The organism is Pseudomonas sp. FeN3W (assembly GCA_030263805.2).
Taxonomy (GTDB): domain Bacteria; phylum Pseudomonadota; class Gammaproteobacteria; order Pseudomonadales; family Pseudomonadaceae; genus Stutzerimonas; species Stutzerimonas stutzeri_G.
In genome coordinates this window covers 4,216,466-4,240,615 of record CP136010.1, presented here as the reverse complement: position 1 = coordinate 4,240,615, position 24,150 = coordinate 4,216,466, and the positions used below count along the sequence as shown (strand labels likewise).

At 62.2% G+C, this 24,150-nt stretch carries 21 protein-coding genes and 1 tRNA gene; 14 read left to right on the top strand and 8 right to left on the bottom strand.

Annotated elements, in window-relative coordinates; genetic code table 11:
- The first annotated feature begins 83 nt into the window (after positions 1–83).
- Positions 84–899: an inositol-phosphate phosphatase gene (gene suhB, locus P5704_019950; protein ID WOF78266.1), complete on the top strand. Its 816-nt coding sequence runs from the start codon at positions 84–86 to the stop codon at positions 897–899.
- Positions 900–960: 61 nt separating this feature from the next.
- Here suhB and P5704_019945 read toward each other — a convergent pair whose 3' ends face one another.
- The 6 genes from P5704_019945 to queA form a co-directional block, all read right to left on the bottom strand.
- Positions 961–1,494, bottom strand: coding sequence for a glycine zipper 2TM domain-containing protein (locus P5704_019945; GenBank protein WOF78265.1), 534 nt, complete (start codon positions 1,492–1,494; stop codon positions 961–963).
- Between the two features lie 76 nt (positions 1,495–1,570).
- A complete protein-coding gene (gene secF, locus P5704_019940) occupies positions 1,571–2,482 on the bottom strand; it encodes a protein translocase subunit SecF (protein ID WOF78264.1) in 912 nt (303 codons plus the stop codon).
- A gap of 12 nt (positions 2,483–2,494) precedes the next feature.
- Complete coding sequence (secD, locus tag P5704_019935) at positions 2,495–4,363, bottom strand: protein translocase subunit SecD (protein WOF78263.1); 1,869 nt, start codon at positions 4,361–4,363, stop codon at positions 2,495–2,497.
- A 64-nt stretch (positions 4,364–4,427) separates the two neighbouring features.
- A complete protein-coding gene (gene yajC / locus P5704_019930; protein ID WOF78262.1) occupies positions 4,428–4,757 on the bottom strand; it encodes a preprotein translocase subunit YajC in 330 nt (109 codons plus the stop codon).
- 42 nt (positions 4,758–4,799) lie between these two features.
- A complete protein-coding gene (gene tgt, locus P5704_019925; GenBank protein WOF81288.1) occupies positions 4,800–5,915 on the bottom strand; it encodes a tRNA guanosine(34) transglycosylase Tgt in 1,116 nt (371 codons plus the stop codon).
- Positions 5,916–5,929: 14 nt separating this feature from the next.
- Entirely contained in the window at positions 5,930–6,979 is a 1,050-nt protein-coding gene (queA, locus tag P5704_019920) for a tRNA preQ1(34) S-adenosylmethionine ribosyltransferase-isomerase QueA (protein WOF78261.1), read from the bottom strand.
- A 113-nt stretch (positions 6,980–7,092) separates the two neighbouring features.
- Between queA and P5704_019915 the strand changes: the two genes are divergently transcribed.
- The 3 genes from P5704_019915 (at position 7,093) to P5704_019905 (ending at position 8,484) form a co-directional block, all read left to right on the top strand.
- Positions 7,093–7,179 (top strand) — tRNA-Leu (locus P5704_019915).
- 497 nt (positions 7,180–7,676) lie between these two features.
- Positions 7,677–7,889: a cold-shock protein gene (locus P5704_019910; protein WOF78260.1), complete on the top strand. Its 213-nt coding sequence runs from the start codon at positions 7,677–7,679 to the stop codon at positions 7,887–7,889.
- A 97-nt stretch (positions 7,890–7,986) separates the two neighbouring features.
- Complete coding sequence (locus tag P5704_019905; GenBank protein WOF78259.1) at positions 7,987–8,484, top strand: RDD family protein; 498 nt, start codon at positions 7,987–7,989, stop codon at positions 8,482–8,484.
- Positions 8,485–8,734: 250 nt separating this feature from the next.
- Here P5704_019905 and lptG read toward each other — a convergent pair whose 3' ends face one another.
- Both lptG and lptF read right to left on the bottom strand, forming a co-directional pair.
- Positions 8,735–9,796 carry an LPS export ABC transporter permease LptG gene (lptG, locus tag P5704_019900; protein ID WOF78258.1) on the bottom strand — a complete coding sequence of 354 codons (1,062 nt, stop codon included), beginning with the start codon at positions 9,794–9,796 and terminating at the stop codon, positions 8,735–8,737.
- Positions 9,789–10,910, bottom strand: a complete 1,122-nt coding sequence (gene lptF, locus P5704_019895) for an LPS export ABC transporter permease LptF (GenBank protein ID WOF78257.1) — start codon at positions 10,908–10,910, stop codon at positions 9,789–9,791. The genes lptG and lptF overlap by 8 nt, the downstream gene beginning before the upstream one ends.
- Before the next feature lie 266 nt (positions 10,911–11,176).
- Here lptF and P5704_019890 point away from each other — a divergent pair, with 266 nt between their 5' ends.
- From P5704_019890 to rlmF, 10 genes are all read left to right on the top strand, one after another.
- Positions 11,177–12,664 carry a leucyl aminopeptidase gene (locus tag P5704_019890; protein ID WOF78256.1) on the top strand — a complete coding sequence of 496 codons (1,488 nt, stop codon included), beginning with the start codon at positions 11,177–11,179 and terminating at the stop codon, positions 12,662–12,664.
- A gap of 75 nt (positions 12,665–12,739) precedes the next feature.
- Complete coding sequence (locus P5704_019885; GenBank protein WOF78255.1) at positions 12,740–13,159, top strand: DNA polymerase III subunit chi; 420 nt, start codon at positions 12,740–12,742, stop codon at positions 13,157–13,159.
- A 71-nt stretch (positions 13,160–13,230) separates the two neighbouring features.
- Entirely contained in the window at positions 13,231–13,617 is a 387-nt protein-coding gene (locus P5704_019880) for a DNA polymerase III subunit chi (protein ID WOF78254.1), read from the top strand.
- A gap of 110 nt (positions 13,618–13,727) precedes the next feature.
- The gene (locus P5704_019875) at positions 13,728–16,562 is read left to right on the top strand and encodes a valine--tRNA ligase (GenBank protein WOF78253.1); all 2,835 of its coding nucleotides are present in this window, start codon (positions 13,728–13,730) and stop codon (positions 16,560–16,562) included.
- Positions 16,563–16,675: 113 nt separating this feature from the next.
- Positions 16,676–17,901 (top strand): IS3 family transposase gene (locus P5704_019870; protein WOF78252.1). Its coding sequence is split into 2 segments (ribosomal slippage): positions 16,676–17,039 and positions 17,039–17,901, totalling 1,227 coding nucleotides; the frame shifts between segments, so codons are not numbered across the junction.
- 336 nt (positions 17,902–18,237) lie between these two features.
- The gene (gene nhaD, locus P5704_019865; GenBank protein WOF78251.1) at positions 18,238–19,620 is read left to right on the top strand and encodes a sodium:proton antiporter NhaD; all 1,383 of its coding nucleotides are present in this window, start codon (positions 18,238–18,240) and stop codon (positions 19,618–19,620) included.
- Positions 19,621–19,679: 59 nt separating this feature from the next.
- Positions 19,680–19,976 (top strand): winged helix-turn-helix domain-containing protein, encoded by a 297-nt coding sequence (locus P5704_019860; GenBank protein ID WOF78250.1) that lies wholly within the window; start codon positions 19,680–19,682, stop codon positions 19,974–19,976.
- 6 nt (positions 19,977–19,982) lie between these two features.
- The gene (locus P5704_019855; protein WOF78249.1) at positions 19,983–21,809 is read left to right on the top strand and encodes an SLC13 family permease; all 1,827 of its coding nucleotides are present in this window, start codon (positions 19,983–19,985) and stop codon (positions 21,807–21,809) included.
- A gap of 110 nt (positions 21,810–21,919) precedes the next feature.
- Positions 21,920–23,089: a YbfB/YjiJ family MFS transporter gene (locus P5704_019850; protein ID WOF78248.1), complete on the top strand. Its 1,170-nt coding sequence runs from the start codon at positions 21,920–21,922 to the stop codon at positions 23,087–23,089.
- 56 nt (positions 23,090–23,145) lie between these two features.
- Complete coding sequence (gene rlmF, locus P5704_019845; GenBank protein WOF78247.1) at positions 23,146–24,141, top strand: 23S rRNA (adenine(1618)-N(6))-methyltransferase RlmF; 996 nt, start codon at positions 23,146–23,148, stop codon at positions 24,139–24,141.
- The last annotated feature ends 9 nt before the right edge of the window (positions 24,142–24,150 follow it).

Sequence of the window (24,150 nt, the reverse complement as noted above, 5' to 3'; positions counted from 1 at the left end):
CGCAACCACCACCGTGACGCTACATGCGCCGGCGCTTTCCTGATAGAATTTCGCGCTTTCTTTAACGACCAGGTAATTGATCCATGCAGCCCATGCTGAATATCGCGCTGCGCGCCGCCCGCAGCGCCGGCGAACTGATTGTCCGTTCCACCGATCGCCTGGATGCAATCTCGGTCAACGAGAAAGAAGCGAAGGATTACGTCACCGAAATCGACAAGGCCGCCGAGCAAAGCATCATCAATGCGCTGCGCAAGGCCTACCCGAATCACGGCATCCTGGGCGAGGAAGGCGGACTGCTCGAAGGCAGCGGGGATGGCGCCGACTACCTGTGGATCATCGACCCGCTGGATGGCACCACCAACTTCGTACGCGGCATTCCTCACTACGCCGTCAGCATCGCCTGCAAATACCGCGGACGCCTGGAACATGCGGTCGTGCTGGATCCGGTACGCCAAGAAGAATTCACCGCCAGCCGCGGCCGTGGTGCCGCCCTGAACGGCCGTCGCCTGCGCGTCAGCGCACGCAAGAGTCTGGACGGCGCGCTGCTCGGCACCGGCTTTCCGTTCAAGGACGGCCAGATGGACAACCTGGATAGCTACCTGAACATGTTCCGCAGCCTGGTTGGCCAGACCTCAGGCATACGTCGTGCCGGCGCCGCCAGCCTCGATCTGGCCTATGTCGCAGCCGGCCGTTTCGATGCGTTCTGGGAGTTCGGCCTCTCCGAGTGGGACATGGCAGCAGGCGCACTGCTGATTCAGGAGGCCGGCGGCCTGGTGAGCGATTTCAGCGGCGGCCACGACTTCCTTGAGAAGGGACAGATCGTTGCCGGCAATACCAAATGCTTCAAGGCGGTACTGACCACCATCCAGCCGCACCTGACTCCGTCCCTCAAACGCTGAGAACGGTAGCGGTTAAAAAACGCCCCATTGGGGCGTTTTTTGTTTCTGCACTACCGCCAGCTCACTGCTGCGACAGCATCAGCTGTCCATCCTGCACCGGGATCTGGCTACCCGGATCGCGATCCATTCGTACGCGCCCCACCTTGCCGGCGAGGTCGTACTTCACGTCGTAGCCGACGATCTTGTCGTGCGTATCGGTGACCGTGCTGCAACGTGTTTCGGTCGTGGTATAGGTGCTGTTGGCCTGCATGCGCCCCTGCACCTGATTGCCGGCATAACCGCCACCGACCGCACCGGCGACGGTCGCAATCTTCTTGCCGTTGCCGCCACCGACCTGATTTCCGAGCAGGCCACCAACCACCGCACCCACCGCCGTGCCTGCAATGCGATGCTGATCCTGTACTGGTTTCTGCCGAGTGACTGTGACGTCCTTGCAAACCTCACGCGGGGTCCGAATGGTTTCCTTGATGGGCTCCACCGCCAGCACCTCGGCGAATTTCGGTCCGCGATCAACCAGGCTATAAGTAGCGAAAGCGCCGCCAGCCGTGGCGACCACCACTCCGAGTGCCGTACCGACCAACATGGATTTGTTCACTGTGACTTCCTCTTCCTTCGGGCCGCGCCCGTTCCGCAGCCTTGGACTCCTTCAGGCCGCGGAAGTTCGAAGAGGTTCAGGGGCGCTCGTCCGCTTCCTCTTCCACCACCGGCGGAATCAGGTCATCACGGGTGAGTTTCAGCCAGACGAGCAGCATGCCCGCGACATAGACCGACGAGTAGGTGCCCGCGCCAACGCCGATCAACAGCGCCAAGGAGAACCCCCACAGATTCTCACCACCAAAAACCATGAGCGCGCCAACAGCCAGCAGCGTGGACACCGAAGTTGCCATGGTGCGCAGCAAGGTTTGCGTAGTGGAGATATTGATGTTCTCCAGCAACTCCGCCTTGCGCAGCATGCGGAAGTTCTCGCGAATCCGGTCGAAGATGACGATCGTATCGTTCAGCGAATAGCCGATAACCGCAAGCACGGCCGCCAGCACGGTGAGATCGAAGGAAATCTGGAAGAAGGAGAACACCCCGAGAACGACGATCACATCGTGGAACAGCGACAGCACGGCACCGAGACCGAACTTCCACTGAAAACGAAAGGCTACGTAGACCAGGATGCCGCCCAGCGCGAGCAACATGCCCAGACCACCCTGGTCGCGCAGCTCCTCGCCCACCGCAGGCCCGACGAACTCGACCCGCTTGACGCTCACCGGGTTGGCACTGTCGGCGCTGCGCAAGGCGTCGGCGACGCGCTCCCCGAGCTGCGGATCGTCACCCGGCATGCGCACCAGCACATCGGTGGTCGCACCGAAGCTCTGCACTACAGCATCCCCAAAACCTGACTGCTCCAACTGTCCACGCACCTGCTCGAGTTCAACCGGACGCTCATAGCCAAGCTCGATCAACGTACCGCCAGTGAAGTCCAGCCCGAAGTTGAGCCCCTTGACCACCAGGCTCGCCAGCGACGCCACCGTCAGCACCACGGTCAGGGCGAAGGCGACATGGCGGACACCCATGAAATTGATTACGCGTTTCATCGTGCTAGCCCCTTAAATCCACAGCTTCTTGAGATCGCGGCCACCGTAGATCAGATTGACCATGGCGCGCGTCACGATGATTGCGGTAAACATCGACGTCAGGATGCCGATCGACAGGGTGACCGCGAAGCCCTTGATCGGGCCGGTACCCATGGCGAACAGAATGCCGCCGACCAGCAGCGTGGTCAGGTTGCCGTCGACGATCGCCGAGAAGGCCCGATCGAAACCCTCATGGATGGCGCGCTGGACCGACATGCCGTTGGCGATCTCCTCGCGGATACGCGAGAAGATCAGCACGTTGGCATCCACCGCCATACCCATGGTCAAAACGATACCGGCGATACCCGGAAGGGTCAGCGTGGCATTGAGCATCGACATCAGAGCCGTAAGCACGACCATGTTGAACAACAGCGCAATGGTCGCCAGCACGCCGAAGAACTTGTAGATCAGCACCATGAAGATGGCGACGAAGAGGAAGCCCCACATGGCCGCCTGGACGCCCAGCTTGATGTTCTCCGCACCCAGGCTCGGGCCGATGGTGCGCTCTTCGGCGAAGTACATCGGCGCCGCCAGGCCACCGGCGCGCAGCAGCAACGCCAGCTCTGACGACTCGCCCTGCCCGTCGAGGCCGGTGATGCGGAACTGACTGCCGAGTGGCGACTGGATGGTCGCCAGGCTGATGATCTTCTTTTCTTCCTGGAAGGTCTCGACGCGCACCTCCTGCTCGACACCGTCGACCGTCTGCCGCACATAGCGAGTCATCGGCCGCTGCTCGATGAAGATCACCGCCATGCTGCGCCCTACATTGTTGCGCGTGGCGCGATTCATCAGATCGCCGCCGTGACCATCGAGACGGATGTTGACCTGCGGACGGCCATTCTCGTCGTAACTGGCCTGGGCATCGGTCACCTGATCACCCGTGATGATCAGCGTGCGCTCAAGCTGAACTGGCGGGCGGCCCTCTTCGCGAAACTCGAAGGTTTCGGTGGACGCACGCGATGCATCCGAATCAGCAGCCAGGCGGAACTCGAGGTTCGCCGTCTTGCCGAGGATACGCTTGGCTTCGGCGGTATCCTGCACACCCGGCAGTTCCACCACGATACGGTTGGCACCTTGACGCTGAACCAGCGGCTCAGCCACACCGAGCTCGTTGACGCGATTACGCACCGTGGTCAGGTTCTGCTTGATCGAGTACTCGCGAATTTCTGCCAACTTGGCTTCGGTCAGCGTCAGGCGCAGCACGTACTGGCCGTTGCGCTCTGCGGACGTCAGCTCGAAGTCGGTGAACTCCTTGCGGATGAGCGATTGGGCCGCATCCAGGGTAGCCTCATCGACGAAGCCCAGCTGCACCGAATCCTTCAGATTCGGCAGGCTGCGGTATCGCACACGCTCCTTGCGCAGCAGACTCTTGACCTCACCCTCGGAGACGTTCAGGCGCGTCTCAATCGCCTTGTCCATGTCGACTTCCAGGAGGAAGTGCACACCACCGGAGAGATCCAGACCTAGCTTCATCGGACTTGCACCGAGATTGCGCAACCAGTCGGGAGTCGTAGGCGCCAGATTGAGCGCTACCACATAGGCGTCGCCGAGCGCGCGTCGGACGATATCTTTTGCCGGCAACTGATCATCCTGACGCACGAGACGCACCAGGCCGCCCCGACCCTGCTCATCCAGAGACGCAGATTTGACCGCGATACCACCGTCCACGAGTGCTTTGCTGATGCGCTCGAGGTCTGCCTCGCCAATCTCCTGCGACGTGCTGGCACCGGTAACCTGAATCGCCGGATCATCCGGATAGAGGTTGGGCGCAGAGTAAATAACGGCGATCGCGAGCACTGCCAGAATCAGCAGGTATTTCCAGAGAGGGAATCTATTGAGCATGACGCAGCCCGTTTAATGAACGCGGGGCGCCTTGCGCGCCCCGTCGATATTGAATGAAGTCAGCTCAGATGGCTTTCAGTGTGCCCTTGGGCAACGTTGCGGCGATCGCCACTTTCTGGAACTTCAGCTCAACGTTGTCGGAGACCTCGATTACCACGAAGTCATCGGCGACCTTGGTGACCTTGCCAGCGATACCACCGGAAGTGACCACTTCGTCGCCCTTCTGCAGGCCGGCGATCAGGTTCTTGTGTTCCTTGGCACGCTTGGACTGGGGGCGCCAGATCATCAGGTAGAAGATGACCAGAAAACCGACCAGAAAAACCCACTCGAAACCAGTACCAGCAGGACCAGCAGCAGCCTCCTGGGCATAGGCGGCGGGAATCAGAAAGCTCATGTAGCACTCCTGTTGCAGAAAGGATTGTTTTGTTCTGGCACGTCACGCAAGCGGCGGCGTTGGCAGACCGCGCTTGGCATAAAAGGCGTCGACAAAGGCCGCCAATGTACCCTGTTGAATGGCGTCGCGTAAACCAGCCATAACCCGCTGGTAATGCCGCAGGTTATGGATGGTATTCAACATGCTACCCAGCATTTCGCCGCATTTATCCAGATGATGCAGATAAGCGCGGGAGAAATGTTTGCAGGTGTAACAGTCACAGCTCGGATCCAGCGGAGAATCGTCGTGCTTGTGAACGGCATTGCGGATCTTGATCACGCCACTATCGACGAAAAGATGACCATTGCGCGCATTACGCGTCGGCATCACGCAGTCGAACATATCGACGCCGCGCCGTACACCTTCGACCAGGTCCTCCGGCTTACCCACCCCCATCAGATAACGGGGCTTATCCGCTGGCATCTGTGGCGGAAGGAAATCCAGCACACGAATCATCTCTTCCTTCGGTTCGCCAACCGACAAGCCGCCAATCGCCAGGCCGTCAAAACCGATCTCGCACAATCCCTCCAACGAGCGCATGCGCAAAGACTCGTGCATACCACCCTGAACGATGCCGAACAGCGCAGCCGGGCTGTCGCCATGGGCGACCTTCGAGCGCTTGGCCCAGCGCAGCGACAGCTCCATCGAACGTCGCGCCACGTCTTCGTCAGCGGGGTAAGGCGTGCATTCATCGAAGATCATCACGATATCCGAGCCCAGGTCGCGCTGAACCTGCATCGACTCCTCCGGCCCCATGAAGACTTTTGCGCCATCCACCGGGGAGGCGAAGTAGACGCCCTCCTCCTTGATCTTGCGCATCGCCCCTAGACTGAACACCTGGAAGCCACCCGAGTCGGTGAGGATCGGTCCCTGCCACTGCATGAAGTCGTGCAGATCCCCATGACGCTTGATCACTTCCATGCCAGGACGCAACCAGAGATGGAAGGTGTTGCCCAGAATGATCTGCGCCCCGATCGCCTCGATGTCACGTGGCAACATGCCCTTGACGGTACCGTAGGTGCCCACCGGCATGAACGCCGGCGTCTCGACGGTGCCGCGCGGAAAGGTCAGACGCCCACGGCGCGCCTTGCCATCGGTGGCAAGCAGCTCGAAGGACATATGGCAAGAGCGAGTCATTGGGTTTCCTCGGGACCGCGGGGCGCGGGATTGCGGGTGATGAACATGGCATCGCCGTAACTGAAGAAGCGATAACGCCGAGCCACTGCTTCGGCGTAGGCCGCCATGGTCTCCGGGTAACCGGCGAAGGCGGAAACCAGCATCAGCAGCGTGGATTCGGGCAGATGGAAATTGGTGACCAGGGCATCCACCACATGAAAGGTCTTGCCCGGGTAGATGAAGATGTCGGTGTCGCCACTGAACGGTTTGAATTCACCATCGCGCGCTGCCGTCTCCAACGAGCGCACGCTGGTGGTACCGACGGCGATGACGCGACCGCCACGGGAGCGACAGGCCGCCACCGCATCGACGACATCCTGACTGACCTCCAGCCATTCACGATGCATGTGATGCTCTTCGATACGCTCCACGCGCACCGGCTGAAAGGTGCCGGCGCCGACATGAAGGGTAACGTAGGCCGTTTCCACGCCAGACTCACGTAGCGCCTGCAGCAGCGCCTCATCGAAATGCAGCCCTGCGGTCGGCGCTGCCACGGCCCCGGCGCGCTGAGCGTAGACAGTCTGGTAACGCTCACGGTCGGCGTCATCGTCAGGCCTGTCTATATAAGGAGGCAATGGCATGTGCCCGATACGCTCGAGCAGCGGCAGGACATCCTCGTCGAACTCGAGTTCGAACAGCGCATCATGCCGGGCGATCATTTCCGCTTCGCCGCCGCCGTCCAGCAGGATCTTCGATCCGGCCTTGGGCGACTTACTGGAACGGACATGCGCCAGAACGCTGCGATTGCCGAGCACCCGTTCGACCAGAATTTCCAGCTTGCCGCCGGTGGCCTTCTGACCGAACAGGCGCGCTGGAATCACCCGGGTATTGTTGAACACCATGAGATCGCCAGGCCGCACATAGTCCAGCAGATCAGCGAAGTTGCGATGCGAGAGCTTTCCCGTTTCGCCTTCGAGCACCAGCAGACGACTGGCGCGCCGCTCCGCCAGGGGATGTCGTGCAATCAGGGCATCGGGCAGTTGGAAGAAAAAATCGGCAACTTGCATGGATCGGAGGTCGGGACGCGGAAAGGGCGCAAATCTTATCCGAAACACGTCGACCTGACCACGCCAAGCGATTGACCACCCCGTCGCGCATCCCTATACTGCGCGCCCACTGTGCCTCGATGGCGGAATCGGTAGACGCAGCGGATTCAAAATCCGCCGTTGGTAACAACGTGAGAGTTCGAGTCTCTCTCGGGGCACCATCAGTGAATCGCTACAACGCAGCCAAGCTGCATGCTTAGCGAAACGGGCAACCGGATCGCCTGCAACTCTGAACGCCGTAGCGAAGCTTCAAAGCGCATCAAGCCATACGCAAGTCATCCATACAGCCTGGATCGGCAGCACGGCAAGCAACTCAGCTACATCGCTTTCCCTCAGACTGACACTCGATATCGATGCAGTCGACTCGCGGCATTGACCCTCTCGCAACAGCGAACACGGCGAGTCAAAGCCACGTCAAAAAGCGCCAAATAGCGCCGCCTGGACAGGCAAATTCTATGGCTCCGAGGGGTTGGCATTCCCTGGAGAGTTATCGTAGAGTGTGCCCACTGTGTTTGCATGGGTCGCTGTTGAATCGTGACCTGGTGCAGTAGATCTTCAGATCCGCTACTCCGCTCGACTCTCTTACTCCTTGCAACCAGTTCCAGCTTCCTGCTCTGCGGGGGGCAATTCTACTTTTGAGTTTCAAGGATACAAAGACATGTCGAATCGTCAGAACGGTACCGTCAAGTGGTTTAACGACGAGAAAGGTTTTGGTTTCATCACTCCTGAGAGCGGTCCGGATCTGTTCGTGCACTTCCGCGCGATCGAAGGCAACGGCTTCAAGAGCCTGAAAGAAGGCCAGAAAGTCAGCTTCGTCGCAGTGCAAGGTCAAAAGGGCATGCAGGCAGACCAGGTTCAGATCCTGGGCTAAGCCTCCTCTCCGAAAAGCCCCTGATGGCAACATCAGGGGCTTTTTTATGCGCGCAATTCCGTAGAATGCGCCGCCCACCCTTTGATCGAGACGCCCAATGCGCAGACACCTGCTCAGCCCGCAGGGCCAGTTTCCCGCTGCAGGCCTGGTACGCCGGCTTGCAGCGATGTTCTATGACAGCCTGTTGTGCATCGCCTTGATGATGGTGGTGACACTGCTCTATCAGCAGGTGCTACTACGACTGCTCTATGGCAGTGAACAGCTGCAACAGCTTGCGGACGCCGGCCGCCTGGATATCGACCCCCTGCTCTCGACCCTACTGCTGTTCAGCCTGTTCGGCTTTTTCGCCAAGTTCTGGACCCACAGCGGCCAGACGCTGGGCATGCAGGTCTGGGGCATCCGGATCCAGAATGCAGACGGGACCGCCATTGATCTTTGGCAGGCACTTTTGCGTTTTCTGATCGCACTGGTATCGCTGCTGTGCTTGGGCATGGGGTATTGGTGGATGCTGTTCGACAAACAGAAACGCACCTGGCACGACATGTACTCGGAGAGCCAGGCCGTGCAACTGCCGAAGAATATTCATAAGAAATAGCTACAAGCTACAAGCTACAAGCTGGGATGCGCTCCCGGCCGGCCATTCTTGCCGCTTGAAGCTTGAAGCTTGAAGCTGCTTCTATCCCGCCCGCCACCGCACCCAAATTCCCGGCCAGCACGTAGGGTGCGCTCCGCGCACCGATGGACTCGTGCCGTCGTTCGCGGTGCGCGGAGCGCACCCTACGGAGCGGGGACCCACTCCCGACGCGAGGCGCTATTCGAGCTTAGCTTGCAGCTTGAAGCTGCCTCTATCCCGCCCGACGCAGCAACCAGGCTCCGATGAGTGCACAGATGCCTGCCGGCAGCACCACCGCAAGCAACGGCGAGAAGCCGAACACCTGGCTAGCCGGCCCGAGCAGATCCTGAATGATGCGGAATACGAAGCCGACCACTACGCCGGTGAAGATGCGCTGACCGAGCGTGACCGAACGCAGCGGCCCGAAGATGAACGAGATCGCCAGCAGCACCAGCGCAACGGTGACGGCCGGCTGCAGCACCTTGGTCCAGAACGCCAGCCAGTAACGACCATTGTTCAGCCCCTGTTCACCCAGGTAATGGATATAGCGCCACAAGCCGGTAATCGACAGCGCTTCTGGCTCCATCACCACGGTGCCGAGCAGTTGCGGGGTCAGCTGGACATCCCAGCGTTCCTGCGGCGTGCGTACCACCTCGGTGCGGTCGCCTCGAAAATGGGTGGTCGAAATATTCTCGAGCAGCCAGTGATCGGCCTGATAGCTGGCGCGACGGGCAAAGCTGGACGACAACAATTGGCGCTCGTCATCGAAGCGATAGCGTGTCACCCCCACCAGCACGCCGCCGGGCTGCACGGCGTTGACGTGCACGAACTCGTTCTCCTGCCGGTGCCACAGGCCGCGCTTGCTGCTCTGCGCCTCGCCCGCACCCTGCGCCAGGGAGCGCCGCGCCTGGGCAATGTCCTCGGTTGCCGGCGCAACGTACTCACCGATCAGAATGCCGGCAATGAGCAGCACCAGCATCGGCTTCATCACCGCCACCACGATGCGTCCCAGCGAGACGCCAGCCGCGCGCATGATGGTCAGTTCGCTGCTGCTGGCAAGCGTGCCAAGGCCGATCAAACAGCCGATCAGAGCCGCCATTGGCAGCATTTCATACAGACGCCGAGGCGACGTCAGCAACACGTATTGCAGGGCATCGCCCAGTCCGTAGCCACCTTCTACATCGCCCAACTCATCGATGAAAGCGAATAGCAGAGCCAGCCCCACGATGATGCCGAGGACAGTCAGAATCGCGAGAAAGACATGGACTCCGATATAGCGATCCAGCTTAACCACGAGCCACCTCCCGCTGCGCACTGCCCTTCTTCATTCGCAGCCTGATCGGCTCCCAGTACAGCATCAACAGGCCTATCGCCAGGAACAGCCCGTGCACCCACCAAAGGCCCAGCGCCATCGGGATCCGCCCCTTGTCCAGCGCACCGCGCACGGCGATCAGCAACGCGAGGTAGGTCATGTACAGCAGGATCGCCGGCAGCAACTTGAGAAAACGCCCCTGTCGCGGATTCACCTTGGCCAGGGGCACCGCGAGTACGGTGACGACGAACACCAGCAACGGCAACGAGAAGCGCCACTGCAGTTCGGTCCGATGGCGGATGTTGTCGCTGCCGAGCAGCTCCAGGGTCGGCAGCGCCTCACGCTCGCTCAGCTCCATGCTCACTTCCGGCTTGGGAAGCAGCACGCCATAGGTGTCGTATTGGATGGCGCGATAATCGGCCTGGCCCGGGTTGCCGTCGTAGCGATAGCCGTTTTCCAGAATCAGATAGCGACTGCCATCGGGCTGGATCTCCTGCCGCCCGCTCTCGGCGACCAGCACCGACAGCCCGCTTTCCTTACCGGTCTGACGCGAAACATTGGTTTCAGAGATGAACACCCCGCCGAGCTCGCTGCGATCAGCGGATAACTCGCGGGTGTAGGTTACCCGTGAGCCGCCGCGCAATGTCTGGAAACGCCCCGGCACCAGCGTGTCGAACTCGGTCAGGGAGTCCTGCTGATTGAGGATACGGTCCACCTCGGCGATGCCCTGCGGTGCCAATCCCAGGCTCAGCCAGCCCACCACGACCGACACCAGGGCGGCGGGTGCCAGGCTGTAGACCAGCAGCCGACGCTGGCTCATGCCCGTTGCCGAAAGCACCGTCATCTCGCTTTCCAGATAGAGGCGCCCGTAGGCCAGCAAAATGCCGAGGAACAGCCCGAGCGGGAGGATCAGTTGCAGAAAGCCGGGCAGACGAAAGCCCATGATCAGCAACAGCACCCCTGGATCGAGCAGCCCCTGCGCAGCCTGCGCCAGATACTTGATGAAACGGCCGCTCATGATGATCACCAGCAGCACGGCACTGACCGCGCTCATGGTGACCAGCAGCTCTCGGGACAGGTAACGAAAGACGATCAAACCAGACACTCCAGGGTTGTCAGGCTCTGGCGGCAACGCTCAAACTAGCCGCCAGTTGCCGGCCCGCCAGAACGGGCCGTTGGAAATTGGGTAATGACGCACCGAGCGGACGCGGACCGCCGCGCCGAGGCAATCGCGAAGCATCGAAGATTGCAACGTTTCTAGCCTAGCGCAGTCGTTAGCAACGACCGAACAGGCGAACCACCGGAAAAATAAGCCCGGCATTATCCTGCAAACCCGACTCTTTGTCTTGGGGACACCACGTCATGGAATTTGTTGTCAAAAGCGCCAAAGCCTCCACCCAGAAGACCGCCACCCTGATTCTGCCGCTCGGCGATGATTGCCTTCTCGGCAGCGTCGCGCAGAGCGTAGACAGCACCAGCGGCGGCGCGCTCAGCGCTGCGCTCAAGCGTGGCGACATCCAGGGCAAAGCCGGTCAGACCCTGCTGTTGCATGGCCTGCCCGGCCTCAAGGCCGAGCGCGTACTGCTGGTCGGGATCGGCAAGGCCGACGAGCTGGACAATCGCCAGTGGCGCAAGATCGCCAATGCCGCACTTGCCGCAATCAAGGGCCTCGGCGGTGCCGATGCGGCCTTCGCCATGCAGGATGTTCAGGTCAAAGGCCGCGACAGCTACGGCCGCACTCGCCTGCTGGTGGAAATCCTCGCCGACGGCCAGTACGTGTTCGATCGCTTCAAGAGCAAGAAAGCCGACCCGCGCGCACTGCAGAAGATCATCCTGCTGTGTGACAAGAGCGAGCAGCCCGAGGTGGAACGCGCGACCCGCGAAGCCTCGGCGATCGCCAGTGGCATGGCCTTCACCCGCGACCTCGGCAACCTGCCCCCGAACGTCTGCCACCCGACCTACATCGCCGAACAGGCGAAGCAGATGAGCAAGGCCTACAAGGGCCTGAAGGTCGACGTGCTCGACGAGAAGAAGCTGCGTGATCTTGGCGCTGGTGCCTTCCTCGCGGTTTCCCAGGGTAGCGAACAGCCCGGCTGCATCATCGTCATGCAGTACAACGGCGGCAAGAAGGGCGACCAGCCGTATGCCCTGGTGGGCAAAGGCATCACCTTCGATACCGGTGGCATCAGCCTCAAGCCGGGCCAGGGCATGGACGAGATGAAGTACGACATGGGCGGCGCCGCCAGCGTACTCGGCACCCTAAAGGCCGTGCTGGAGCTGCAGCTGCCGATCAACCTGGTCTGTCTGCTGGCCTGTGCCGAGAACATGCCCAGCGGCGGCGCCACCCGCCCGGGCGACATCGTCACCACCATGAGCGGCCAGACCGTGGAAATCCTCAACACCGATGCCGAAGGCCGTCTGGTGCTGTGCGATGCACTGACCTACGCCGAACGCTTCGAACCGCGCGCGGTGATCGACGTGGCCACGCTGACCGGCGCCTGCATCGTCGCCCTGGGCAGCAACACGTCCGGCCTGCTGGGCAACAACGACGCCCTGGTGCAGCAACTGCTGCAGGCTGGCGAGAACGCGGCCGACCGCGCCTGGCAGCTGCCGCTGTTCGACGAATACCAGGAACAGCTGGATAGCCCCTTCGCCGATATCGCCAACATCGGTGGCCCCAAGGCTGGCACCATCACGGCTGCCTGTTTCCTTTCGCGCTTCACCAAGAAGTTCGCCTGGGCGCACCTGGATATCGCCGGCACCGCCTGGACCAGCGGCGGCAAGGAAAAAGGTGCCACCGGCCGCCCCGTGCCGCTGTTGACCCAGTACCTGCTGGACCGGGTCAACTGATATGCACCAGGCCGTCGCGCCTGATCCCTCGGGCCGGGGTCGCCTCGCGCTGCCCGGCCAACGCGGAGCGTGCCCATGACGCGTATCGAGTTCTACGTCCTGCCCGACGATAACCCGACCGGCCGCCTGCGGGCGGCCTGTCAGTTGGCGGCCAAGGGCTGGCAACATGGCATGCAGGTATTCATTCGCTGCGTCGATGAAACGCAGTCGAACGAAGTCGACGAACTGCTCTGGAGCTTTCGCGCCGAGCGCTTCATTCCCCACGAGCAGCACATCGACGACCCGAAGGCCCCGGTGGTGATCGGCGTCGACCAGGCACCTCAATTCACCCAGGGCCTGCTGATCAACCTGGCATCGACGCTTTCTTCGCATATCGACCAGTTCAGCCGGGTCATCGAGATCGTCAACCAGGAACCGCAGCTGCTGACCGCCTGCCGGGAGAATTTCCGCCTGTATCGACGCCAGGGCTATGATCCGAAACGGGTCGAGCTTTAAGACCAACCATTCGACAGCAAGGGAAAAACCCTGGCAGCCGCCGGGATGCTCAAGCCCCGGAAACTTCTGAGATGACACCGAAAGCCCCGAACAAACCCGCCGAACTGCTGAGCGATCTCGAGTCCATTCGCGCTCTGCTCGGTGACGATTTTCCAGACGAGGTTCCGGCCAGCGCAGCGCTGGACCCGGACAGCATTCCGCTGTTGTCCGATATCGTCGAGCCAGCGCCTGCCGCTCCGGCCGCCAGCGCCAGCGACGACGAGCCGCGGGAAACCAGCGTACGCAGTGCCTTCCGCACCCTGGCCGAGCGGCATATCGACCATGAGCTGCGCACCGCGGCCAACCTGATCCTCCAGGAAGTGATCGACGACTTCGTGCCGCAGATCGAGGCCGAGCTCAAACGCCGACTCGAGAGTCGGATCGACCGTCTGGTGCGTACGCCCCCACCCCGCCCCTGACCCACTCGCCATCGATACGCAGTTAATCCGCAACGGCCGCGAAACCTCGCGGCCGTTTGCCTTTATACTTGCGCGTTTTTCCGACCAGACGTTTTTAAGGGTCCCGCCGCATGGACAAGACCTACCAGCCGCACGCCATCGAGACTTCCTGGTACCAGACCTGGGAATCGAACAACTATTTCGCCCCGCAAGGTTCCGGCGAGCCCTACACCATCATGATCCCGCCGCCGAACGTCACCGGCAGCCTGCACATGGGTCATGGCTTCAACAACGCGATCATGGACGCCTTGATCCGCTGGCGCCGCATGCAGGGTCGCAACACCCTGTGGCAACCGGGCACCGACCATGCCGGTATCGCCACGCAGATGGTGGTCGAGCGCCAATTGGCCGCCCAGGGCGCCAGTCGTCATGACCTGGGCCGCGAGAAGTTTCTCGACAAGGTCTGGCAGTGGAAGGAGGAGTCCGGCGGCACCATCACCCGGCAGATCCGTCGCCTGGGCTCCTCGGTGGACTGGTCGCGCGAGCGCTTCACCATGGACGACGGCCTGTCCGAGGCGGTCAAGGAAGCCTTCGTCCGCCTGCACGAGGACGGCCTGATCTATCGCGGCAAGCGCCTGGTCAACTGGGACACCAAGCTGCATACCGCCATTTCCGATCTGGAAGTGGAGAACCACGACGAGAAGGGTCACCTCTGGCATCTGCGCTATCCGCTGGCCGATGGCTGCAAGACCGCCGATGGGCTGGACTACCTGGTGGTCGCCACTACCCGTCCGGAAACCATGCTCGGTGACGCCGCCATCGCCGTGCACCCGGAGGACGAGCGCTACAAGAGCCTGATCGGCCGCCACGTCATGCTGCCGCTGGTCAACCGCCTGATCCCCATCGTGGCCGACGACTACGTCGACCTCGAGTTCGGCACCGGCTGCGTGAAGATCACCCCGGCGCATGACTTCAACGACTACGAGGTCGGCAAGCGTCACCACCTGCCGCTGATCAACATCTTCGATCAGAACGCCTGCATCCTGGCGCGTGCCCAGGTGTTCAACATCGACGGCTCGGTGAACGACAAGATCGACACCAGCCTGCCGGACGGCTATGCGCACATGGACCGCTTCGATGCGCGCAAGGCCATCGTCGCCGAGTTCGACGCCATGAGCCTGCTGGAAAAGATCGACGACCACGCGCTGAAAGTGCCGCGCGGCGACCGCTCGGGCACCATCATCGAGCCGTGGCTGACCGACCAGTGGTATGTCTCCACCAAACCGCTGGCCGAGAAGGCCATCGCTGCCGTCGAAAGTGGCGAGATCCAGTTCGTGCCCAAGCAGTACGAGAACATGTACTTCAGCTGGATGCGCGATATTCAGGACTGGTGCATCAGCCGCCAGCTCTGGTGGGGCCACCGCATTCCGGCCTGGTACGACGAAGCAGGCCACGTCTACGTCGGCCGCGACGAGATGGAAGTCCGCCGCAAGTACAACCTCGGCAACGAAGTGGAACTGCGCCAGGACGAGGACGTGCTGGACACCTGGTTCAGCTCCGGGCTGTGGACCTTCTCCACCCTCGGCTGGCCTCAGCAGACCGAGTTCCTCAAGACCTTCCACCCCACCGACGTGCTGGTTACCGGCTTCGACATCATCTTCTTCTGGGTCGCCCGGATGATCATGCTGTCCACCCACCTGACCGGGCAGATTCCGTTCAAGACCGTCTACGTGCACGGTCTGGTCCGCGATGGCCAAGGGCAGAAGATGTCCAAGTCCAAGGGCAATGTGCTCGACCCGCTGGACATCGTCGACGGCATCACCCTCGATGAACTGCTGACCAAGCGCACCAGCGGCATGATGCAGCCCAAGCTGGCCGAGAAGATCGCCAAGCAGACCCGCGCCGAGTTCCCCGAAGGCATCGCCAGCTACGGCACCGACGCCCTGCGCTTCACCTTCTGCTCGCTGGCATCCACCGGTCGCGACATCAAGTTCGACATGGGCCGCGTCGAGGGTTACCGCAACTTCTGCAACAAGATCTGGAACGCGGCCAACTTCGTCTTCGAAAACACCGAAGGCAAGGACACGGGAGCAGGCGACGAGCCCGTCGAGCTGTCCTCGGTGGACCGCTGGATCATCTCCGCCCTGCAGCGCACCGAGGCCGAGGTGAACCGCCAGCTGGAGGCCTTCCGCTTCGATCTGGCCGCCCAGGCACTCTACGAGTTCATCTGGGACGAGTACTGCGCCTGGTATCTCGAGCTGGTCAAGCCACTGCTATGGGACGAGACCGCCAGCGCCGAACGCCAGCGCGGCACCCGCCGCACTCTGGTGCGCGTGCTGGAAACGGCACTGCGCCTGGCGCATCCGTTCATGCCGTTCATTACCGAGGAAATCTGGCAGCGCGTCGCGCCGCTCGCGGGCAAGTCCGGCCCGACGCTGATGCTGCAGCCCTGGCCGGAGTTCAACCCGGAGCGTATCGACGCAGCCGCAGAAGGCGATATCGAGTGGGTCAAGGCCTTCATGCTGGGCATTCGGCAGATCCGCGGCGAGATGAACATCTCCATGGCCAAGCGTATCGACGTGGTGCTGGGCAACGCTTCGGCTGCCGACCAACGTCGCCTGGCCGACAACGAGCCGCTGCTGAAGAAGCTGGCCAAGCTGGAAAGCGTGCGCATCCTGGCGTCCGACGAAGAGGCTCCGTTGTCGGCCATCGCGCTAGTGGGTGACATGCAGGTGCTGGTGCCGATGGCCGGCCTGATCGACAAGGATGCCGAACTGGCACGTCTGGACAAGGAAATCGCCCGTCTGGACGGCGAGCTCAAGCGCGTCGGCGGCAAACTGTCGAATGCCGGCTTCGTCGACAAGGCTCCCGCCGAAGTGATCGACAAGGAACGCGCCAAACTGGCCGAAGCCGAACAGGCCAAGGCCAGGCTGCAGGAGCAGCGCGACCGCATCGCCGCGCTCTGATCAGAACGCGGCAAACGCAAAAAGGCCAGCCCGAAAGGTGCTGGCCTTTTTGCTTAAGGGTGTCCCGTCCTGAATGGGGTTTACACCTTCTGATCGATTTTCAGGAGGATGTAATGGAAGCAGCAAAAAGGCGCAGCCAGCGGGACTACACGATGACTTTTAAATTGTCGGTTGTCGACCAGGTCGAAAAAGGCGAGCTGAGTTATAAAGAGGCTCAGGAGCGTTACGGGATTCAAGGCAAGACGACCGTTCTGACGTGGTTACGCAAGCATGGTCGGCAAAACTGGAATCCAGGCGCATATCTTGGCTCGCCGAGGATGGGGATCATGCCCGAGCAAAACCGCCCATTGACGCCAGAGCAACGCATCAAAGAGCTTGAAGAGCAGCTTGCTCTGTCGAATCAAAAAGCGCAGTTTTTCGAAGCTGTCGTGGATGTGTTGCAAACTGACTACGGTCTTTCTGTCGTAAAAAAGCGTCCCGGCAAGTCCTCTCGCAAAAACGAATCCAAAACCTGAGCATCAGCAGGGCTTGCCAGTTCATGGGGATAAGCCGACAGGCTTACTACAAGCGCAATCGCGCCTACACTGCTCGTTTGGTACTGGATCAGGAAGTAGTTGATTTCGTTACCCAAAAACGTCTGCGGCAACCCCGCATGGGGACGCGAAAGCTGCATTATTTGATGCATTGTCAGCCACAGCATGGGCTGCAAGTGGGCCGAGATCGCCTGTTTTCCATTCTGCGCGAGAGACGTTTATTGGTGGCCCGCAAGCGGGCGTATCACAAAACGACTGACAGCCATCATCGCTTTCGGCGACATCCGAACCTGCTCAAACCGGGTCCTGATCAGGTGGTTCCAAGCGGCCCGGAGCAAGTCTGGGTGGCTGACATTACCTATCTGCCCACCCAAGAAGGTGTGGCTTATCTGAGCCTTGTAACCGACGCGTATTCGCGAAAGATCGTGGGATATCACGTCCATGAAAGCCTGCACACCGAGTCGGTAGCGCAGGCGCTGCGTCGAGCAGTGAGACAACGTCAAACCGTGCAGCCGCTGATTCATCACTCGGACAGGGGCAGCCAGTACTGCTCGGGGCTGTACCAGGCGTTGCATGCGAAACACGACATCAGGTGCTCTATGACGGACGGCTATGACTGTTATCAAAACGCGTTGGCAGAGCGGGTCAACGGGATATTGAAGACAGAGCTTTTGCTTCAAAGACCACAGGATTTAGCACAGGCGAAGAAGATGGTGAGTGAATCGGTAGCGATCTATAACCGCGAGCGTCCGCACCTGTCTTTGAGATATCAAACGCCCGATGCGATGCACCGGGCATTTGGGTGAAACAGGTGTAAACCTATTTCAGGACTAGACAGGGGGTCATCTTGATTGATGACAAGTTATTACCGGCAACGCTGATACACTATGCCGCACATGAAACACCCCTTTACAAACTGGCAGGCCGTTAAAGCCAAGACGAACAACTCGACGATGTGAAATGAGCCCCCTGCTGCGAAGCGCAATGCCCCACGTATTTCGCCGAACGCGCAACCGTCTCCCAGGGCAGTCCACCGCCCCGATTTGTTTCACCTCGCTAGCCAATCGTTCCCCTGCCAGCCGCTGAGGCTGCGTCACCACACCCGCATGCCCGGCAAGGTTCCTCAAGATGGAGTCCCTCCGATGTATGCACTCATGGCTGTCGTGTTCGTCATAGGCTATCTATGCATAGCCTTTGAACATCCCCTGAAGATAGACAAGGCCGCAGCCGCGATCCTGACCGCGGTCGTGACCTGGACCATTCTGGTACTGGGTGCCGACCAGATACTGCCGCTGCTGCAACCCGGTAGCCACAACCCGGGGGACTCCTCCGCGGTGGTGGTCGAATCGCTGCGTCATCACCTGGGCGAAGTCTCGGAGATTCTCTTCTTCCTGCTCGGCGCGATGACCATCGTCGAGCTGATCGACTCCCATGAAGGGTTCAAGGTCATCACCGATCGCATTCAGACACGCAAGCGCGTGCACCTGCTGTGGATCATCGGCTTTCTGACCTTCTTCCTCTCCGCGGCACTGGACAACCTGACCACCACCATCGTCATGGTCTCGCTGCTGCGCAAGCTGATCCGCGGCCGTCCCGAGCGCTGGTTGTTCGTCGGCGTGGTGGTGATCGCCGCCAACGCCGGTGGTGCCTGGTCGCCGATCGGTGACGTGACCACCACCATGCTCTGGATCGGTAGCCAGATCAGCGCTTCCGGCGTGATCACCGGGCTGTTCCTGCCGAGCCTGGTGTGCCTGCTGGTGCCGCTGATCATTCTCAGCTTCACCCTGCGCGGCGAAGCACCTCGGCCGCGGCCGCGTGCTCACCTGGCCGAGAAGCACCCGCCGACCACCACGGTGTTCGAGCGCAACCTGGTACTCGGTCTCGGTCTCGCCGCCCTGCTCTTCGTGCCGGTGTTCAAGACGGTGACCCACCTGCCGCCGTACATGGGCATCCTCTTCGGCCTCGGCGTGCTCTGGGTCACCACCGAGTTCATCCACCGCAACAAGAACGCCGAAGACAAGCACCCGCTTTCGGTAGTCGGCGTTCTGCGCAAGGTGGACACCCCCAGCGTGCTGTTCTTCCTCGGCATTCTGCTCGCCGTATCCAGCCTCGCTACCGCCGGCCACCTGACCCAGGTCGCGACCGCTCTTCGCGAATCACTCGGCCACATCTATCCGATCACCTATGCCATCGGCCTGCTCTCGGCCGTGGTCGACAACGTGCCGCTGGTGGCCGGTGCAATGAAGATGTATCCGTTGGTGAGCGAGAAGATGCTGGCTGCCACCGCTGCCGAAGAGTTCGCCTGGATGTCGCAGTTCGTCGTCGACGGCAATTTCTGGGAAATGCTCGCCTATTGCGCCGGCACCGGTGGCAGCACGCTGATCATCGGCTCGGCAGCGGGGGTCGCGGCGATGGGCATGGAGAAGATCAGCTTCACCTGGTACGTCAAGCGCGTCAGCCTGCTGGCCTTCCTCGGTTACACTGCGGGCGCCGCGACCTACATCGGCATGCTCGCCCTGCGCTAAACCGTAGCGAGCCCGGCCAGGTCGCTGCCCCCCACAGACGACCTGGCCAGGGACTTTCCATGACCGTCAGCAAGACCAAAACCAGCTTCTATCGCCGACTCTACGTCGCCTGGCTGATCGACAGCGGCACCGCCTGCAGCGTGCCGGCCCTGATGGCCGCGACCGGCATGCCCCGCCGCACCGCCCAGGACACCCTTGCCGCGCTCGCGGACCTGGACATCGACTGCAACTTCGAGCAGGACGACGGCGAACGCCACAACGCCGGCCGCTACGCCATCCGCGACTGGGGCGCCATCGACAAGGGCTGGATCGAGCGCAACCTGCCGCGTATCAAATCCATTCTCGAATATCCCTGATCGACCATGAGTGGCGATCTGCTGCTGGTTCTCGCCCTGCTCGCCGGCTGCATCGGCCTGTTCGCGCTGAACAAGCCACGCATGGACGTGGTGGCGGTACTGGCCATGGTCGCGCTGCCGCTCACCGGTGTGCTCAGCGTGCAGGAGGCACTGGCAGGCTTCAGCGATCCGAGCGTGGTGCTGATCGCCACCCTGTTCGTCATCGGCGATGGCCTGGTGCGCACCGGCATCGCCTATCGCCTGGGCGACTGGCTGATGCGTGCCGCCGGCAGCAGCGAGACCCGCCTGCTGATCCTGCTGATGCTGGCCGTCGCGGGGCTCGGCTCGGTGATGAGTTCGACCGGCGTGGTGGCGATCTTCATTCCCGTGGTGCTGGGCATCGCCCATCGCATGAAGGTTTCGCCACGGCGACTGATGATGCCGCTGGCGTTCGCCGGCCTGATCAGCGGCATGCTGACGCTGGTGGCGACGCCGCCGAACCTGGTGGTCAACAGCGAGCTGCGCCGCGCCGGGCTAGACGGCTTCGCCTTCTTCGATTTTACCCCCATCGGCCTGGCGATTCTGATGCTCGGCGTCGGCTATATGCTGCTGGCGCGGCGCTGGCTGGGCACCGACAAGCGCAGCGAGGCGACGGAGCAGCGCCACACCCTGGCCGACCTGGCGCGGGAATATCGGCTGGAAGAGCGTGAACGACGACTGCGGGTGATGCCCGGATCGATTCTCGCCAACCAGGCGCTGGACGAACTGAAGCTACGGACCCAGTACGGCATCAACGTGATTGCCGTGGAGCGCCACGACCGCTTTCGCAATCTGCTGCTGATCGCAACGGGCAACACCGAGCTGTTCGTCGGCGATGTGCTGCTGGTGGATCTGGCCAGCCCGGCCATCGGCCTGCTCGGCGCCTATCAGGAGCTGGGCCTGGAACCCCTGCAACTCAACACCTCCTACTACGCGGTTCACGGCCGTGAACTGGGGCTGGCGGAAGTGGCGCTGCCACCGGATTCGCGCCTGCCGGGCAAGACCATCCAGCAACTGGGCTTTCGCAGCCGGCACAAGCTCAACGTGGTCGGCCTGCGCCGCAATCGCCAGGCACTGCAGGGGCTGCTGGTGGATGAAAAGCTCAAGCCGGCCGATACCCTCCTCGTCGCCGGCAGCTGGAAGCACATCCATCGTCTGCAGGGCATGAGCCGCGACTTCCTCGTGCTCAGCCTGCCGGCCGAGGTGGACGATGTGGCCCCCGCGGCCAACCAGGCGCCGTTCGCACTGCTCGGGCTGGCGGTGATGGTGACATTGATGGTCAGCGGCCTGGTGCCCAACGTACTGGCAGCGCTGATTGGCTGCCTGGTCATGGGCCTGTTCCGCTGCATCGACATGGACAGCGCCTACAAGGCGATTCACTGGCAAAGCCTGGTGCTGATCGTCGGCATGTTGCCGTTCGCCCTGGCGCTGCAGAAAACCGGCGGCGTCGCCCTGGCGACATCGGGGCTGGTCGGCCTGCTCGGCGATGCCGGGCCGCATGCCCTGCTCGCCTGCCTGTTCCTGCTCACCGCGGTGATCGGGCTGTTCATCTCCAACACGGCGACGGCCGTGCTGATGGCACCCGTCGCGCTGTCCACCGCCGAGCAGCTGGGCGCCTCGCCCTATCCCTTCGCCATGATCGTCGCGCTGGCGGCCTCCGCCGCGTTCATGACGCCGATTTCCTCGCCGGTGAACACCCTGGTACTCGGTCCCGGGCAATACCGCTTCGCCGACTTCGTTCGCGTTGGCGTACCTTTCACCGCGCTGGTCATGATCGTCTCGGTGCTGCTGGTGCCGCTGCTGTTTCCGCTTTGAATGCCGGCGACCTCAAGTTCGCCACCGACGGGTAGCCAGCGAAAAGTGGCATGGCGGCTGAAAGGGCCAGCCGTTAAGCTCCAGCTCTCATTCTAAAAAGAACAGATTCCATGCCTCAGCGTGTCGCCCTGTTTCCGGTCCTGCTGGCCGGTGCCGTCCTGTTGTTGGTGGTCCATGGCCTTGGCCGCTTCGTCTATACCCCGCTGCTGCCCTGGCTGGTGGAGGACGGCCTGCTGACCGTGCAGGAAGGCGCCAGCATCGCCAGCTGGAACTACCTGGGCTATCTGATCGGCGCCCTGCTCGCGGTGCGCTGGCATCGCGTCGCGCAGATCCGCCGTACGCTGCCCTGGGCACTGGCGCTACACGTCCTGAGCGCCCTGCTGCAGACCCAGGCCGAATCCGCCGATGCGCTCGCCGCGCTGCGCCTGGCCAATGGCATCAGCAACGGCCTGGTGTTCGTCCAGGCGCCCTCGCTGATCCTCGAATGGCTGGCGCGACAGCAGCGCGTTTCCTCCAGCGGCCTGGTCTACCTCGGTGTCTGCGTCGGCCTGATCCTCTCCAGCCTGCTGGTGAGCCTGAGCGATGGCTTGCTGGTGGGCGCCGAACGCTGGTGGCCGGCGGCGCTGCTGTCGATACCGCTGGCCTGGTGGGGCTGGCGGCAGTTGGCGCGGCTGGACATGCCTGATGAAGAAAAGGCCCAACCGTCGGCGGAGCCGCCAAGCGGCAAGCTGCTCGATCGCTCCAGCACGCCGCTGTTTCTTTCCTACGCCGGTGCCGGCATGGGCTACATCCTGCCGATGACCTTCCTACCGATGGTCGCGCGCCTGCAGGTGGAGCCCGGCGACTTCCTGATCGGTGGCAGCTGGCTGGTGGTGGCGCTGGCGACGCTGCCGGCGCCCTGGCTGTGGAATCGTCTCGGCGTGCGCATGGGTGACGACATCGCCTTGCGCCTGAGCTATCTCACCCAGCTGCTCGGCGTACTGGCCGCGCTGCTGCTGCCCGGCGCGGTCGGCATCCTGCTCTGTGCGGTGCTGGTCGGCGGCACCTTTCTCGGCACCGTGCTGCTGACCCAGCGCCTGGCGCGGGCACTGCATCCGCATCAGGGGCCGCGGCTATCGGCGGCGCTGATCGCACTCTACGGCCTGACCCAGCTCGCCGCCCCCTGGCTGACCAGCCTCTGGATGGGCATGGGCGGCAGCCTGCACAGCGCCTTCTGGCTCGGTGCCGGGGCGCTGCTCTGGGGTCTGCTGTGGATGCTGATGGTGCCGCGTCGGCACTAGCCGCCGACAGCGGTTGTGGGACAATGCGCCCCCCAGCCGCCAACCCCTGCTGACAAATGCCGCGCAAATCCCCGCCCTCGACTACGCAGCCCGACCGCGCCGAACCCGGCAAAGCCGTGCTGCATCCACGCAACCGCCACACCGGTCGCTACGACTTCCCCGCACTGATCGCTGGGTGCCCGGAGCTGGCCGAATACGTCATCCTCAATCCTTACCGCAAGCAGAGCATCGACTTCGCCAACCCGGATGCGGTGCGGGTGTTCAATCGCGCCTTGCTGCGGCAGTTCTACGGCATCCAGCACTGGGACATCCCGCCGGGCTACCTGTGCCCTCCGGTGCCCGGGCGCGCCGATTACCTGCACGGCCTGGCCGACCTGCTCGGGGGGCACGAGGCCCGCGCCATCCCCCGTGGCGCCGCGATCCGTGCACTGGACATCGGCACCGGGGCCAACTGCATCTATCCGTTGATCGGCCATCGGGAGTATGGCTGGCGCTTCACCGGGAGCGATATCGATGCCACCGCTCTGGCCTCGGCACGCACCATCGTCTCGGCCAACGGCCTCGCCAAGGCCATCGAGCTGAGACAACAGGCCGCGCCGAAGCACATCTTCAAGGGCGTGATGTTGCCGGAGGATCGCTTCGACCTGACGTTGTGCAATCCGCCCTTCCATGCATCACAGGCCGAAGCCAGCAGTGGCAGCCAGCGCAAGTGGCGTAACCTCGGCAAGCTCGATCCGAGCCGCAAGCTGCCCGCACTCAATTTCGGCGGTCAGGCGGCGGAGCTCTGGTGCGAAGGTGGCGAAGCGGCCTTTATCGCGCGCATGGCGGAGGAAAGCGTCGCATTCGCCGGGCAGGTCTACTGGTTCAGTACCCTGGTATCGAAGGGCGCCAACGTGGCGCCACTGGTGACACGGCTCAAGCGCCTCGGCGCCCGCCAGGTGCACACCCTGGACATGGCCCAGGGGCAGAAGAAAAGCCGGTTCATCGCCTGGACGTTTCTGACCGAAGCCGAGCAGGCGGGCTGGCGCGCCGAGCGCTGGTCGAAAGGATGAAAACCAGCA